The organism is Bradyrhizobium manausense, from assembly GCF_018130615.1.
Lineage (GTDB): Bacteria > Pseudomonadota > Alphaproteobacteria > Rhizobiales > Xanthobacteraceae > Bradyrhizobium > Bradyrhizobium manausense_A.
Genome location: NZ_JAFCKB010000015.1, coordinates 176,639 through 191,753, shown reverse-complemented (window position 1 = coordinate 191,753; position 15,115 = coordinate 176,639). Strand labels below are relative to the sequence as shown.

Here is a 15,115-nt window from a genome sequence, read left to right as displayed (position 1 = left end):
CGCTTGCAGACGTCCAGGATCGAGTAGAATCAACGCCATGCGCTTCGTCCAATAAATTTAAACCGGACAGCCGTGGGCTTGTCCCGGGCATCTACGTTCTTGAGATTGCGAGCGTCGCGTGGATGGCCGGGACAAGCCCGGCCATGACGTTGTGGAAGCGTTTCACGCGCTTCCACGAGGCAGATTTTTCCTAATCGAAAGCGAATTCCTCGCGGGTGAATCCGCGCCTGAATCCGCGCAGCCACGCGTTTCATCAGCACACAGATTTCAAGCGCACCGACCGGCATCGCTGTCGCCGGCTGCGCGAGAAAGCCGGAGTTCCTGATGACAGTTTCCGCAACGAGTTCTGCAACGACTGCGACCACGACGACATCGTCATCGTCGAGCACGTCGTCCAGTTCGTCGCTCACCTCCAGCGATTTCCTGAGCCTGCTCGTCAGCGAGCTGCAGAACCAGGATCCGTTGAACGCGACCTCGACCACCGACTTCATCAATCAGCTCACCTCCTACGCCAATTTCAGCCAGCAGCAGTCGATCAACACCAATCTGTCCTCGCTCGCGAGCTCGTTCTCGAGCCTGGTGACGCTGAACTCGGTGAACTATATCGGCCACACCGTCGAGGCGAAGACCGACACCGCGACCTTGAGCAACGGCTCGGCGACGTTCGGCTACTCGCTGTCCTCGGCCGCGTCCGACGTCGCGATCACCATCAAGGACTCCTCCGGCAACACGGTCTACACCGGCACCGGGACCGGAAATTCCGGCTCCAACACCTTCACCTGGGACGGCAAGAACTCCAGCGGCACCCAGCTCGCTGACGGCGGCCAGTACACCATCTCGGTGACGGCGACGGATTCCGCCGGCAACTCGGTCCTCAATTACACGACCGTCACCGGCACGGTGACCGGCATCGATACCTCGACATCCACGCCCTCGCTCACCGTGAACGGCGTCTCGGTCAGCGCTTCCAACATCATCGGCGTCACGTCCTGATCGCGCGTCCTGATTTTCTCGGAGTTTCATCATGAGTCTCACCGGTGCACTCTCGTCGGCGATCTCCGCGCTCAGCGCGCAGAGCCAGTCCCTGTCGATGATCAGCGACAACATCGCAAATTCCAGCACGACGGGATACAAAACGACGTCCGCGATGTTCGACGATCTCGTCACCGCGTCGAGCAACACGACGGCCTATGCCTCGGGCGGCGTCACCGTCTCGGGCCGGGCCAACATCACGCAGCAGGGCCTGCTGGCCACGACCTCGAACGCCACCGACGTCGCGATCCAGGGCTCCGGCTTCTTCGTCGTGACCAGCGCCACGTCGGGCGGCACCGTTTCCTATACCCGCAACGGTGCCTTCTCGACCGACAATGCCGGCTATCTCGAGAACAACGGCAGTTACCTGGAGGGTTGGCGCACCGACGCCGACGGCAACGTCGTCGGCAATGAATCGACGAGCAATCTGGAGGCCATCAACACCCAGGTCGCCTCGACCAGCGGCAGCGCCACGACCAAGACCACGATTGCGGCGAACCTGCCGTCGGATGCGACGACCGGCGACACCTATACCAGCTCGATGACCGTCTACGATTCGCTCGGTGCGGCGAACTCCATGCAGGTCACCTGGACCAAGACCGGGACCAACACCTGGAGTGCGAGCTTCGCCAACCCGACCTCGACATCAGATACCACGACCGCGACCGGCACGGCCTCTGGCACGATCGACATCACCTTCAACAGCGACGGCTCGCTGGCGAGCACCAGCCCGAGTCCGGCGACCGTCGCGGTGACGGGCTGGACCGACGGGGCCGCGGACAGCACGATCACGATGAGTCTCGGCACCGCCGGAGGCACCGACGGTCTGACACAATACGCCTCGGGCGAGACGACGCCGACGGTCAACGTCACCAGCATCTCGTCGGACGGCCTGTCTTACGGCAAGCTGTCCAGCATCTCGATCGGCAAAAATGGCATCGTCGACGCCACCTATTCCAACGGCCAGACCATCGCGATCTACAAGATCGCAGTTGCGACCTTTGCCGATCCAACCGGGCTTTCCGCCGCCAGCGATGGTCTCTATTCCGCGACCGTGGCGTCGGGGAATGCCGCGCTGCAGGCTTCCGGCGAGAACGGTGCAGGCACGATCTACGGCAGCGAGCTGGAATCATCCACCACCGACACTTCCAGCCAGTTCTCCAGCATGATCTCGGCGCAGCAGGCTTATTCGGCCGCGTCGCAGGTCATCTCCACGGTCAACAAGATGTACGACACCCTGATCTCGGCGATGAGGTGAGCGATGCGCGGTGAGAAGGCGAGCGCCGCCGGAGAAGCGCTGCTGCGCCGGCTGCGACGGCTGGTAGCGCGGGCGGCGACCGTCAAGGAAACCGATCACAAGCAGCTCCTCGCGCTGCTCGACGATATCGAGATGACGCGGCGCGGCCTGTTGAAGGAATGCGCGGGGATCGAAAGCGAGATGAGACAGGCGACTGTCAGGACGACTGCGATTGGCGCTTACTTGCGCAACTCGCAAGCCCATCGCGGCAAACGGCATAGTTAGAAGAAGGCCTTGACCATGAGTGTAGCCCAAGCCAATCACCAAGCCACGCGGACCAACGCCGCAAATGGCGACGTCCGGATCAAGTCGCTGATCGGGCTGATCGACGTCTTGATCGCGCTGGTCGCCGACGAAAATGCGGAGCTGGCCAAGGGCCTGCCGGCCTCGCGCCTGAAGCAGGTCGACGAGAAGAACCGCCTGGCGGAGATCTTCGAGCGCACGGTCGCGGAGTGCGCGGCCGGTACGGCCACCCTGAACGTACGCGACCGGATCCTGCGCGAGCAGCTCCTGGATCGGATTTTCAAGCTGCGCGCGGCGATGGACGAGAACCTGGTGCGTCTGCGCGCCGCGATCGAGGCCAGCAGCCGCCGGATCGAGGCCGTCATGCAGGCGATCCGCGAGCAGATCGCCGCGGTGTCGCCCTATGGCGCCTCCGGCCGGGTGGCCGCGCACGCCGTCTCCAGCGGCACCAGCCGCAGCGTCTGACGAGCAGGGGAGCCCGCCGTGTCGCTCGATATCGCACGATCGATCGCCTTCAGCGGCCTGTCGTCCACGACGGTGCAGATCAGCGTGACGTCGTCGAACATTTCGAACGCCGACACGACGGGCTATACGAAGAAGACCGCGAACCAGTCGAGCAGCGTCACCAACGGCGTCGGTACCGGCGTCACGGTGACGGGCATCACCTCGACGGTCGACAAGCTGCTGCTGAAGTCGCTGGTCAGTGCGGACTCCGATCTCGGTTCGGCCGACACGACCAATAGCTATCTGACCTCGCTGGAGAAGCTCTACGGCTCGACCAGCAGCACCGACAGCTCGTCGACCGGGACCTCGCTGGCCAACAGCATCGCCTCGCTGGAATCGGCGCTGTCGTCGCTGGCAAGCACGCCGAGCAGCGCCTCGCTGCAGTCCAACGTCGTCAGCGCGCTCGACGACGTCACGAGCCAGTTGCGCGAGACCTCGAGCGGCATCCAGAAGCTTCGCGCCAATGCCGACCAGGACATCTCGTCGGCGATCGACGACGTCAACACGGACCTGCAGAACATCGCGGACCTGAACGCTGAGATCAAGCAGACGGCGGCGGCCGGCCAGTCGACCGCCGACCTGGAGGACCAGCGCAATACCGCGCTCCAGGACGTCGCCTCCAAGATGAACATCAGCTACTACACGGCGTCGAACGGTGATCTCCAGGTCTATACGACGACCGGGCAGGCGCTGGTCGACTCTTCCGCCCACAAGATCAGCTATACCGCCGCAGCGAATGTGTCGTCGTCGACGACCTACACGGCGGGGTCCTCATCGAGCGGCTTCAGCGCGATCACGGTGAACGGCGTCGATATCACCTCCCAGATCACCGGCGGCAGCATTGGCGCGCTGATCACGCTCCGCGACAAGACTCTGCCGGCGGCACAGTCCCAGCTCGACCAGCTCGCAACCCAGCTTGCCTCTGTGATCAACACCGTCTCGAACAGCGCCTCCTCGGTGCCGGCGCCGACCACCCTGACCGGCACGACCAGCGTGACCAGCGGCACGGCGCTGTCCGCCACCGGCACGGTACGCCTTGCTGTCACCGACCAGAGCGGAAATCTGGTTTCCTACAGCGATCTCGACCTGTCGTCCTACTCCACGGTCGGGGATCTCGTCACCGCCATCAACGGCATTTCAGGGATGTCGGCATCGATCGATTCAAACGGCCATCTCTCGATCACCGCGACCGGCTCGGGCAATGGCGTCGCCATCAACGAGATGACGAGCTCGATGGGAAGTTCGAGCGAGGGATTTTCGGACTATTTCGGCCTCAACGACCTCGTGAGCGGAACGAGCGCGTCGGATATCGCGGTCAACGGCAGCATCCTGTCAGGCACCAACGAACTCCAGCTCGCCACGCTGGATTCCTCGTCGAGCCTTACGGTCGGCAGCAGTGTTCTGACATCGGGATCGGCGACCACGGTCAATGCGTTCTATAGCGCATTGACGGCCTCCCGGACATTCTCGTCCACCGGAGGGCTCGCCGCCACCACCGGTTCCTTTGCCGACTATGCTTCGACCATCGTGGCCGACGTCGCGAGCAAATCCTCGCAGGCGTCCACCAACTACACCGCCAAGGAGACGGCGCAATCGACCTATGCGAGCTCGCTGTCGTCGCAGTCGGGCGTCAACCTCGACGAGGAATCAGCCAATCTGAGCACGCTTCAGAACCAGTATTCGGCGGCCTCGGCGCTGATCTCGGCGATCAACGCGATGTACTCGGCGCTCATCTCCGCCGTGCAGTCGTCGTAGGGCGCGGGGAGCACAACCATGGTCGCGATGCGGATCGCCACGTTCGCCCAGTCGAGCAAGATGATCGCCGATGCGATGCGCGTGGAGTCGGTGATGGCCAACGAGCAGGTCCAGGAATCCTCCGGCGTGGTCTCGACCGATTTCGGCGGCTACGGCTCGAATGCGCAGCATGTCGTCAATCTCCAGGTGTCGGTGATGCGCGCGCAGTCCTATATCGATGCGGCCACGCTCGCCGACAGCAAGCTGCAGGTGATGTATTCGGCCGTCGGGTCGATGACGGACATCATCACGCAGCTTCGCTCCCAGCTTAGCGCCGCCTCGACCGGAAGCTCGACCGAGACAACCTCGGTGATCTCTTCAGCCCAGCAGATGCTCCAGGAAATGGGCTCGCTGATGAACACGCAATATGACGGCCAGTATGTCTTTGCCGGCGGCAAGACCGACACGGCGCCGGTGGACCTCACCAGCTTTTCGTCGGGCACGGGTTCGACCACCACGGCGGATGCCAGCTACTACCAGGGCGATGACGAGATTGCGTCGGTGCGTGTCGCCACCGACAACACCGTTTCGTACGGCGTCACGGCGGATAATTCGGCGTTCGAGGAAGTGATGCGCGTGCTGAAGTTCGTGGCCAACAGCACCTCGCTGTCATCCTCGGACATTTCCAGCGCGCTCGATCTCGCCGGCACGGCGCTCGACGATACCGCGGCGGTGCAGGCAAAACTCTCAGCTTCCGCGTCTTCGATCGAGGCGGCAAGTGCACGCCAGACCGACTACAAGAGCTATGCCGAAAGCCTGTCGAACGACCTCACCGGCGTCGATGTCGCCGCCATCACCGCGCAGCTCTCGACCTACCAGGCACAGCTCACGGCCTCCTATTCGGCGATGTCCAAGATTCTCAGCATGAATCTCGCGAGCTACCTGAAATAGCCGAGGCCTATTCGGCCGCGATCCGTTCCATCGCCATGGCGCGGAGCTTTGCGCGCTGGATCTTGACGCCATTGGCGCTGTCGGTGACGGGGAAGGCGTCCACGACATAGATCCTCGCGGGAACCTTGTAGCTGGCTAGCCGCTCGCGCAGGCGCGCCGTCAGCACCTCCTGTCGCGGCGGAGTCCCGGCCGGAATGACAAAGGCGACGCAGCGCGCCTGGCCCTTCAGATCGACCGCGACGACCTGGGCATCGGCGACGCCGGCATAAGCCTTGAGTTCGTCCTCGATCTCCCCGGGCGCGACCAGGAAGCCACCGAGCCGCATGGCGTCGCCGGCGCGGGTTTCATAGACGAAGGCGCCGCCGCGCAGCCTGCCGATATCGCCGGTGCGAAAGAAGCCGTCCGCGGTGATCGCAGCGCGCGTCGCATCGGCATTATTGAAATAGCCGAGGAAGCGCGACGGCGCGCTGATCTCGATCTCGCCGGAGGTGCCTTGCGCCGCAAGCTCCCCGGTCTCGGTGTCGCGCACGCGGACCTTCGCTTCGGGAGACATCGGCCAGCCGCCGCCCTCGATGCGATCGGCAAAGGCGTCGCTGGCGCGGGCGATCGAGAACAGCGCCTGCACCTCGCTCGAGCCGTAGAGGCCGAACAGCGGCAGGCCGCGCGCCTCGGCCTCCGCAGCCAGTTCGCGCCAGCCGGGCTGGAATGCGGCGAAGCCGCAGATTTCGAGATGCGGAAAGGGCCGCGGCGCGTCGGTCAGCGCGAGGATGCGGCGGAACATCTCGTCGGAGCCGAAGGCGTGCGTGATCTTGTGCGCGCTGAGGATCTTCAGGGCCGGCGCCGCCTCGAAGGCGTCGAGCACATGAACGGCCGCGCCGGCGGCGATGAAGCCGAGCAGGCTCGTCATGCCGAAGGTGCCGCAGAACGGCAGCATTGCCAGCAGCGCGTGACGCTGTGGAGAAAGCCGGAGCGCCTTGGCAACGGCGTTGGCATGGGTTGCCAGCGTTCGCTGCGAATGCGCGACCAGCTTCGGACCGTTGGTCGTGCCCGACGTGGTGTAGAGCAGCAGCGGCAGATCGATATCGTCCTGAGAAGGAGCCGGCGGGTAGGGCTTGTCGAACGCATCGAAGCGTATGCAGGGCCATTGCGCCGGGATCGCACCGGCGCCGACCACCGCGAGCTTCTTCAGCGCGGGCACCTCGTCCCTGGCGATGTCAGCAAGAATGGCGGCGAAATCGATCGAGCGGAACGCCGCCTCGACCACCAGCAGCTTCGCGCCAGACAGTCTCAGGAGGTGCGCGACTTCCGCGCTGCGATAGCGCGTGTTGAGGGCGGCAACGATCGCACCTAGCCGGGCCGCCGCAAACAGGAGCGCGATCCATTCGATCCGATTGACCAGCCAGACCGCGACAACGTCGCCCTTGCCGATATCCTGCGCGGCAAGCCAGGCCGTGGTCTGCTCGACCTTCCCCACAAACTCCGCGCGCGAGACGGGCACGCCGTCGAACACAAAGGCGGGATCGGCGGAGATCTCCGTCCCGGTCAACGATTGCAGTGAAACATCGTCGGCGTCCATGACAACCGGAGTAGCCCGATCGCGCAGACCTGTCTACTTGGTGCCGAACATCCGGTCGCCGGCATCGCCGAGACCCGGCACAATGTAGCCGTGATCGTTCAGGCACTCGTCGATTGCGGCGGTCCAGATCGGCACGTCGGGATGCTCGCTCTGGAATTGGGCGATGCCCTCCGGCGCGGCCAGGAGACAGACGAAGCGGATGTCGCGGGCGCCGCGGTCCTTGAGCAGCGACGCTCCGGCGCAGGCCGAATTGCCGGTCGCCAGCATCGGGTCCATCAGGATGACGGTGCGGTCGGACAGGTCCTGCGGCGCCTTGAAGTAGTATTCCACGGCCTGCAATGTCTCGGGGTCGCGGTAGAGCCCGATATGGGCGATACGGGCCGAGGGCATCAGTGCCAGCATGCCGTCGAGGAAGCCAACGCCGGCGCGCAGGATCGGCGCCAGCGTGAGCTTCTTGCCGGCGATCTTCGGCGCCTGCATCGGCGAGATCGGTGTCTCGATCTCGACCAGCTCTAGCGGCAGGTCGCGCGTCACCTCGTAGCCGAGCAGCATCCCGATCTCGTTCAGGATCTCGCGAAAGCTCTTGGTCGAGCGGTCCTTCTCCCGCATCAGGGAAAGCTTGTGCTGGACCAGGGGGTGGGCGACGACATTCACGCTGCATGTGCTCATACAACCGATCTAACACGGTTCCGAGAAACTGCGCCAGATCGGCCGGGCGTTTTCCGCACAGAGAGCGGGGGCCCTATCCCGGCATTGCAACCGCGGTTCGTGCCCGGTTGCTCGCCTCGTAGGCAGCCATGGTCAATTCGCGGTCGATCGCCACGCGGATGGCGTCCATGGCCGGCTGACGCAACCGCCTCTTGGCGGTCGCGTGCGACGGTTTGTGGATGGCGCGCAGCGCGGCGATGGTCTCCTCGAGTGTGCGATCGATCGCCTCCGGCGCAACCACGCGATCGAGAAAGCCGGCCGTCAGCGCCTCGTCGGGCTCGTACATCTCGCCCAGCGCTGCGGTGCGGCTGAGCCAGGCCGGATGCAGGCGGCTGCGTGCGAGCTCGATGGCGAAACTCGGTGGCGCGATTCCGATCGCAACCTCGTTCAGCCCCATCCGGTGCGGCCCGCGCGCGCCCAGCCTGACGTCGCAGGCGAGCAGCAGAAAGGTCCCCATCGGAAAGGCGTGGCCTTCCATCACGCCGATGATGGGATGCGGAAACGACATCAGCTGCAGCGCCAGCTCGGCGCCGGCCCGGACCATGTCCAGGCTCTTTGCGGCATCGCCCGCGGCGAACACCTTCAGGTCGAAACCGGCGGAGAAGATGCCCGGCCGCGCCGAGCACAGCACCACGATTTCGGCTTCCTTCTCGGCACGGTCGAAGGCGGCTCCAATCTCGTCCAGCATCGTCGTCGACATCACATTCACCTTGCCGTCGTCGAGCACGATCCGCGCCACGCCATCCTTCAGTTCGTAATTCACGCCCATGGGCATCTTGATCTCCCTGTCGTTGCCACGGGCTTGACTGTCGGGAGCTGATGTAGACCAATCAATATAATTCTTACCCCGGAGGAGAGCCCATGCCGGCCGTGCCAAGACACCGCCAGCCCATCATCAACGCCGCGGTGACGCTATTCCGCCGCCAGGGATTTGCCCGCACCGGCCTCAACGATATCGTCGACGTCAGCGGCGCACCGAAGGGCTCGCTCTATCACTACTTTCCGGATGGCAAATCCTCGATTGCCGTGGCTGCGGTCGAGGAGGCGGGCCGCCGCGTGGTGGCGACCATCGCCAAGCTCGCGGACGAGTGTGGCTCGACGGCTGAGCTGCTCCGGGCGCACGCAAGATTGCTGGCGGGGTGGATGCAGGGCTCCGGCTTTCGCAACGGCTGCCCGATCACGACCGTGCTGCTCGAGCTTGCGCCGCGCGAGCGCGCCGTGGCGGAAGCCGGGCGCAAGGCTTATGCGGCACGCATTGCGCTGCTTCGCGACAAGCTGATTGCAGATGGCTTTGCCAGGCCACGGGCGGAGACACTTGCCGTGCTCTGCACCTCGGCGCTTCAAGGCGCGCTGGTGCAGGCTCGTGTCGAGCGCAGCGGCCGGCCGATCGAGATGACCGCGGCGGAGTTGGCCCGGCTGATCGAAGCTGAAGAGGCGAGGTAAGGGATCTAGACGCCGAGCCCGCGCGCTGCGAGCGTGATCACGATGGTCAGGACCGCACCCCAGACGAGGCTCAACGTCATGATCAGGATGGTCGTGGTGACCGCGTGTTCGAGATCTCCCCTAAACAGCCGCATGCTAGCTATCCGATGCGGTCAGGCGTGAAGGTGCCAGACGTAAATGGCGGTCTTCAGGGCGATGAGCGCAGTGAGCACGCTGCCCATCGTCAGCACCGCAACTGCCCGCAGCGCGACGCGCTTGAGCTGGGTCTTGCGCTCCCTGGAGATCCGCTTCGGGCGTTCAGCCCAGGCGAGGGGCCGTTCAAAGCCCTGTGTGAGCATCGACATGTCGGAAGTCCCTGTGTGTGGAACGACGAGACAGCCGCCCCAACCAGCTCTCACGATGAGCATTGCAGCATAGGAATGCGAGACGGGTGGCGGTACCGTCGTATAGGAGCGCCATAAGGCCCGGCGTCCACTCAGCTGAAATTCTCGCAAGCCGCCGGTTCATAGAGCGCATCCGGCGCAGGGCGGACCGAGGGAACGCTCGGTCGCGAACCTTCCGCGGCCCGCGCCTGCACCTCCACGAAAGCCGACAGCAGCGCGATCGCGAGGTCGCCGTGGCATCCTTCCGTTGACGCGTCGAGCCAATCCGGCAGCTCGCGTTCACGCGACAGTGCGCAATGCCACTCGCCTTCGTCGTAGGCGATGCGGCGGACGTGCCACAGCGGCAGTTCGAGCTCCATCAGCACCAGCGCCGCATCGGCCCAGGCCTCCGCGTCGATCAGGCGCATGACGCGAGCGGTGCGTTCGGACTGCCCGAGCGAAGGAAAGCGGCGGCAGGCCTTGTCGATGATCTCGAGCATCAATGGCCTGGTCATTGTCTGCGCATGGTGCAGGCGCTCGCCGAGGGAGGAGGGATCGTAATGCAGGGCAGCGGCGGTCATGTCAGCCTCCTGGAATGGGCGTCGGTCAGTCGGCCGGCCTCTTCAGGGTGGCGGGAACGCCGTTTGAAAACGAGATGGGAAGGAGATGGGAGATATAGGAATCTCATAAAAGCGGGCGCGCCCCGCGTATGGACGCGATGCGTTGCCAGCGCCCTCCGCTGTCATCCCCGCGAACCCGGGGGATCCATAACCCCAGGGAGATGTTGTGGAGCGAAATTCTCACCACGAGACTTCGCCAAATATCTCCCTGTGGCTATGGGTCCCGGATCTGCGCTTCGCTTGTCCGGGACGACAGTGGAGGTGTCTCGCGGACATTGCCCTACCCGTCCGTCCTTTATGAGATTCCTATAACTTCGCCATAGCCCTCGTCTCGAAAACCTATGGGCGTGGTGGCACTTCAGCACGGTCAAAAGGCCCGCTTGGAGCCATGAGAATGCGTTGCGCATCTCTCCACGAGCTTCGCCGGGTCCCCGAGAAAGTGTTGCTCCCGACATAGGGACGCAACGAGGAGCATCCCCATGATGGACATTCTGATGCTGGTGCTGGGCTTCGGCTTCTTCGCCCTTGCGATCGGTTACACCTACGCCTGCGAACGGCTGTGACGGAGCGGATCATGATCTTCGATTATGCGCTCGCCGGTGCCGTCTCGTTCGGCCTCCTGATCTACCTCACCTATGCGCTGCTGCGGCCGGAACGGTTTTGAGCCGTGCTGCTGCTCGTCGAATTGCTGCTGGCCGACGTCGCGCTCGTCGGCTGCCTGCTTGCGGTGTTGCTGCCGCTGTTGCGCCGGACACCAAGCCTGAAGGGTTAATGCCATGACTGTGATCGGTTGGCTCCAGATCATTCTCTTCTGCGTCATCATTGTCGCGCTGACCAAGCCGCTCGGCTGGTACATGACGCGCGTGTTCGACGGCGAGCGGACGTTTCTCTCGCCGGTGCTGCGTCCGATCGAGGCCGGCATCTACTGGGTATCCGGCGTCGACGAGAAGCGCGAGCAGCATTGGTTGACCTACACGGTCGCCATGCTGCTGTTCCATGTCGGTGGCTTCCTCATCATCTACGGCGTGATGCGCCTGCAGGCCGTGCTGCCCTTCAATCCGGCCGGGCAGGGGGCGGTTGCCGAGGATCTGTCCTTCAACACCGCGATCTCCTTCATCACCAATACCAACTGGCAAAACTACGGCGGTGAGAGCACGATCTCCTATCTGGTCCAGATGGTGGGCCTGACGCACCAGAACTTCCTGTCGGCCGCCACCGGCATTGCGCTCGCAGTTGCGCTGATCCGCGGCTTCTCGCGCGCCTCGGTGCGCACCGTCGGCAATTTCTGGGTCGACGTGACCCGTTGTACGCTCTACGTGCTGCTGCCGATCTGCATCGTCTATACGCTGTTCCTGGTCTGGCAGGGCATGCCGCAGACGCTCGGCGACTATGTCGAGGCGACGACTCTCGAAGGCGCCAAGCAGACCATTGCCGTCGGTCCGGTGGCTTCGCAGGTTGCGATCAAGATGCTGGGCACAAATGGCGGCGGCTTCTTCAATGCCAACGCCGCGCACCCCTTCGAGAATCCGACCGCGCTGTCGAACTTCGTGCAGATGCTGTCGATCTTCGTGCTGGGCGCGGCGCTGACCAACGTGTTCGGCCGCATGGTCGGCAACCAGCGCCAAGGCTGGGCGATCCTGGCCGTGATGGGCGTGCTGTTCGTCGCCGGCGTCACTGTGACCTATTGGGCGGAAGCCAATGGCACCACGATGCTGCAGGCGCTCGGTCTCAACGGCGGCAACATGGAGGGCAAGGAGGTCCGCTTCGGCATCGTTGCCTCCTCGCTGTTCGCCGTGGTCACCACGGCCGCCTCTTGCGGCGCGGTCAATGCCATGCATGACAGCTTTACCGCACTCGGCGGCATGATCCCGCTGATCAACATCGAGCTCGGCGAAATCATCGTTGGCGGCGTCGGCGCCGGCATGTACGGCATGCTGCTGTTCGTCATCCTCGCGATCTTCGTCGCCGGGCTGATGGTCGGCCGCACGCCCGAATATGTCGGCAAGAAGATCGAGGCGCGCGAGGTCAAGATGGCGATGCTGGCCATCCTGGTGCTGCCGCTGATGATTCTGGGCTGGACCGCCGTCGGCGTGGTCTATCCCGCGGCGGTCGCCTCCATGGCGAATGCCGGCCCGCACGGCTTCACCGAAGTGCTCTACGCCTATACCTCGGGCACCGGCAACAACGGCTCGGCCTTCGCGGGCCTCACCGGCAATACCTTCTTCTACAACCTCACGCTGGCAAGCGCGATGTTCGTCGGCCGCTTCTTCATGATCATCCCGGCCATGGCAATCGCGGGGTCGCTCGCGGAGAAGAAATCCATCCCGCCCTCCATGGGCACGTTTCCGACCACAGGAGGTCTGTTCGTCGGCCTCGTCGTCGGCGTCATCCTGATCATGGGTGGCCTGACCTTCTTCCCGGCACTCGCGCTCGGCCCGATCGTCGAGCATCTGGCGATGAACGCCGGCAACCTCTTCTGATTGTCTGGAGCGACCTCCATGGATACGACAAAACTGCAAAAACGTGCGTCCGTCTCGGCGATGCTCGATCCCAAAATCGTGGTGCCTGCGATCCGCGCCTCCATCGCCAAGCTCGACCCGCGGCTGATGGTGAAGAATCCTGTGATGTTCGTGGTCGAGATCGTCGCCGCGCTCACCACCGTGATCTTCCTGCGCGATCTCGTCACGGGCGGAACGAATCTCGGCTTCACCTTCCAGATCATCGTCTGGCTCTGGTTCACGGTGTTGTTCGCCAATTTTGCCGAAGCGGTGGCCGAGGGCCGCGGCAAGGCGCAGGCGGATTCGCTGCGCAAGACCCGTACCGAGAGCCAGGCCAAGCTCCTGACCGGCGCGGGTCAGGATTTCAAGCTAGTGCCGGGCACCAGCCTGAAGGTCGGCGACATCGTGCTGGTCGAGGCGGGCGACACCATCCCATCCGACGGCGAGGTGATCGAGGGCGTGGCGTCGGTCAACGAGGCCGCCATCACCGGCGAATCCGCGCCGGTCATTCGCGAGTCCGGCGGCGACCGCTCGGCGGTGACCGGTGGCACCCAAGTGTTGTCCGACTGGATCCGCGTCCGCATCACGGCGGCCCAAGGCTCGACCTTCATCGATCGCATGATCAAGCTGGTCGAGGGGGCCGAGCGCGCAAAGACGCCGAACGAGATCGCGCTCAATATCCTGCTCGCCGGTCTCACCATCATCTTCGTGTTCGCCACCGTCACCATTCCGAGCTACGCGGCCTATGCCGGTGGTTCGATCTCGGTGATCGTTCTGGTCGCGCTGTTCGTGACGCTGATCCCGACCACCATCGGCGCTTTGCTGTCGGCGATCGGCATCGCCGGCATGGATCGCCTGGTGCGCTTCAACGTGCTGGCGATGTCCGGCCGCGCGGTCGAGGCAGCCGGCGACGTCGACACGCTGCTGCTGGACAAGACCGGCACCATCACGCTCGGTAACCGCCAGGCGACGGCATTCCGCCCGGTGCGCGGCGTGACCGAGCAGGAGCTGGCGGACGCCGCCCAGTTGGCCTCGCTCGCCGACGAGACACCGGAAGGTCGTTCCATCGTCGTGCTTGCCAAGGAAAAGTACGGCATCCGCGGCCGCGACATGGCCGAGCTAGGGGCCACCTTCATTCCGTTCACGGCGCAGACCCGCATGAGCGGCGTCGACGCCGGCGGATCCTCGGTGCGCAAAGGCGCGGTCGATGCCATGCTCAACTATGTCGGCGGCGGCGCGCCGATGGCCGTGGCCTCGGGCAATACCGCGCGGGCCATCCAGCCTGCAGCGCTTTCGGAGATTGGCCGCGAGATCCAGACCATCGCGGACGACATCTCGAAAGCCGGCGGCACGCCGCTGGCCGTGGCCAAGGACGGCAGGCTGCTCGGCGTCATCCAGCTCAAGGATATCGTCAAGGGCGGCATCCGCGAGCGCTTTGCCGAGTTGCGTCGCATGGGCATCCGTACCGTCATGATCACCGGCGACAACCCGATGACGGCGGCCGCGATCGCCGCAGAAGCGGGTGTCGACGATTTCCTGGCCCAGGCAACGCCTGAGGACAAGCTCAAGCTGATCCGCGACGAGCAGGCCAAGGGCAAGCTGGTGGCGATGTGCGGCGACGGCACCAACGACGCGCCCGCGCTCGCGCAGGCCGATGTCGGCGTCGCCATGAACACCGGCACCCAGGCCGCGCGCGAGGCCGGCAACATGGTCGACCTCGACTCCAACCCGACCAAGCTGATCGAAGTGGTCGAGATCGGCAAGCAGCTGTTGATGACGCGCGGTGCGCTGACGACGTTCTCGATCGCCAACGACGTCGCAAAGTACTTTGCGATCATCCCGGCGATGTTTCTGGCGTTCTACCCGCAGCTCAACGTGCTCAACGTCATGAACCTGTCGAGCCCGCAGAGCGCCATCCTGTCGGCGATCATCTTCAACGCGCTGATCATCATCGGATTGATTCCGCTCGCATTGAAGGGTGTCGCTTATCGCGCGGTTGGTGCCGGCGCGCTGCTTCGGCGCAACCTGCTGATCTACGGCCTCGGCGGCATCGTCATTCCCTTCATCGGCATCAAGGCGATCGACCTCGTCGTTGTTGCCTTGCACCTGGCTTGAAATATCGATGCGAGTGACGAGCCGAAAATCAA

Annotated in this window: 17 protein-coding genes; 11 read left to right on the top strand and 6 right to left on the bottom strand. The window is 64.3% G+C overall.

Annotated elements, in window-relative coordinates; translation table 11 throughout:
• From JQ587_RS25580 to JQ587_RS25550, 7 genes are all read left to right on the top strand, one after another.
• A partial coding sequence (locus JQ587_RS25580; RefSeq protein WP_212427120.1) for a hypothetical protein occupies positions 1-194 on the top strand: 194 nt, incomplete at its 5' end.
• Positions 195-324: 130 nt separating this feature from the next.
• Positions 325-993 carry a flagellar hook assembly protein FlgD gene (locus JQ587_RS25575; protein WP_212427119.1) on the top strand — a complete coding sequence of 223 codons (669 nt, stop codon included), beginning with the start codon at positions 325-327 and terminating at the stop codon, positions 991-993.
• Positions 994-1,024: 31 nt separating this feature from the next.
• A complete protein-coding gene (flgE, locus tag JQ587_RS25570; protein WP_212427118.1) occupies positions 1,025-2,290 on the top strand; it encodes a flagellar hook protein FlgE in 1,266 nt (421 codons plus the stop codon).
• Between the two features lie 3 nt (positions 2,291-2,293).
• On the top strand, positions 2,294-2,554 hold the full coding sequence (locus tag JQ587_RS25565) for a hypothetical protein (protein ID WP_212299092.1): 261 nt from the start codon (positions 2,294-2,296) through the stop codon (positions 2,552-2,554).
• Between the two features lie 15 nt (positions 2,555-2,569).
• Positions 2,570-3,037, top strand: coding sequence for a flagellar protein FlgN (locus JQ587_RS25560; RefSeq protein ID WP_212427117.1), 468 nt, complete (start codon positions 2,570-2,572; stop codon positions 3,035-3,037).
• A gap of 18 nt (positions 3,038-3,055) precedes the next feature.
• A complete protein-coding gene (gene flgK, locus JQ587_RS25555; RefSeq protein WP_212427116.1) occupies positions 3,056-4,831 on the top strand; it encodes a flagellar hook-associated protein FlgK in 1,776 nt (591 codons plus the stop codon).
• A gap of 18 nt (positions 4,832-4,849) precedes the next feature.
• Positions 4,850-5,761 (top strand): flagellin, encoded by a 912-nt coding sequence (locus JQ587_RS25550; protein ID WP_212427115.1) that lies wholly within the window; start codon positions 4,850-4,852, stop codon positions 5,759-5,761.
• A gap of 7 nt (positions 5,762-5,768) precedes the next feature.
• Here the strand turns inward: JQ587_RS25550 and JQ587_RS25545 are convergent, their stop codons facing one another.
• The 3 genes from JQ587_RS25545 to JQ587_RS25535 all read right to left on the bottom strand — a co-directional run bounded on the left by JQ587_RS25545 (position 5,769) and on the right by JQ587_RS25535 (position 8,820).
• Complete coding sequence (locus JQ587_RS25545) at positions 5,769-7,337, bottom strand: AMP-binding protein (protein ID WP_212427114.1); 1,569 nt, start codon at positions 7,335-7,337, stop codon at positions 5,769-5,771.
• Positions 7,338-7,370: 33 nt separating this feature from the next.
• Complete coding sequence (gene upp / locus JQ587_RS25540) at positions 7,371-8,006, bottom strand: uracil phosphoribosyltransferase (protein WP_212427113.1); 636 nt, start codon at positions 8,004-8,006, stop codon at positions 7,371-7,373.
• Positions 8,007-8,079: 73 nt separating this feature from the next.
• Positions 8,080-8,820: a crotonase/enoyl-CoA hydratase family protein gene (locus tag JQ587_RS25535; protein WP_212427112.1), complete on the bottom strand. Its 741-nt coding sequence runs from the start codon at positions 8,818-8,820 to the stop codon at positions 8,080-8,082.
• 86 nt (positions 8,821-8,906) lie between these two features.
• Here JQ587_RS25535 and JQ587_RS25530 point away from each other — a divergent pair, with 86 nt between their 5' ends.
• The gene (locus JQ587_RS25530; RefSeq protein ID WP_212427111.1) at positions 8,907-9,488 is read left to right on the top strand and encodes a TetR/AcrR family transcriptional regulator; all 582 of its coding nucleotides are present in this window, start codon (positions 8,907-8,909) and stop codon (positions 9,486-9,488) included.
• 5 nt (positions 9,489-9,493) lie between these two features.
• On the opposite strand, the gene JQ587_RS36950 is transcribed toward JQ587_RS25530, so the two are convergent.
• The 3 genes from JQ587_RS36950 to JQ587_RS25520 form a co-directional block, all read right to left on the bottom strand.
• Complete coding sequence (locus tag JQ587_RS36950; RefSeq protein WP_283815672.1) at positions 9,494-9,622, bottom strand: hypothetical protein; 129 nt, start codon at positions 9,620-9,622, stop codon at positions 9,494-9,496.
• Positions 9,623-9,640: 18 nt separating this feature from the next.
• Positions 9,641-9,832, bottom strand: a complete 192-nt coding sequence (locus tag JQ587_RS25525; protein ID WP_212299084.1) for a hypothetical protein — start codon at positions 9,830-9,832, stop codon at positions 9,641-9,643.
• A gap of 131 nt (positions 9,833-9,963) precedes the next feature.
• Positions 9,964-10,431 carry a hypothetical protein gene (locus JQ587_RS25520; RefSeq protein WP_212427110.1) on the bottom strand — a complete coding sequence of 156 codons (468 nt, stop codon included), beginning with the start codon at positions 10,429-10,431 and terminating at the stop codon, positions 9,964-9,966.
• Between the two features lie 613 nt (positions 10,432-11,044).
• Here JQ587_RS25520 and JQ587_RS25515 point away from each other — a divergent pair.
• The 3 genes from JQ587_RS25515 to kdpB all read left to right on the top strand — a co-directional run bounded on the left by JQ587_RS25515 (position 11,045) and on the right by kdpB (position 15,083).
• Positions 11,045-11,134 carry a K(+)-transporting ATPase subunit F gene (locus JQ587_RS25515; RefSeq protein WP_035698142.1) on the top strand — a complete coding sequence of 30 codons (90 nt, stop codon included), beginning with the start codon at positions 11,045-11,047 and terminating at the stop codon, positions 11,132-11,134.
• Between the two features lie 112 nt (positions 11,135-11,246).
• The gene (kdpA, locus tag JQ587_RS25510; RefSeq protein ID WP_212299081.1) at positions 11,247-12,950 is read left to right on the top strand and encodes a potassium-transporting ATPase subunit KdpA; all 1,704 of its coding nucleotides are present in this window, start codon (positions 11,247-11,249) and stop codon (positions 12,948-12,950) included.
• 18 nt (positions 12,951-12,968) lie between these two features.
• Positions 12,969-15,083 (top strand): potassium-transporting ATPase subunit KdpB, encoded by a 2,115-nt coding sequence (gene kdpB / locus JQ587_RS25505; protein WP_212427109.1) that lies wholly within the window; start codon positions 12,969-12,971, stop codon positions 15,081-15,083.
• Positions 15,084-15,115 lie beyond the last annotated feature (32 nt).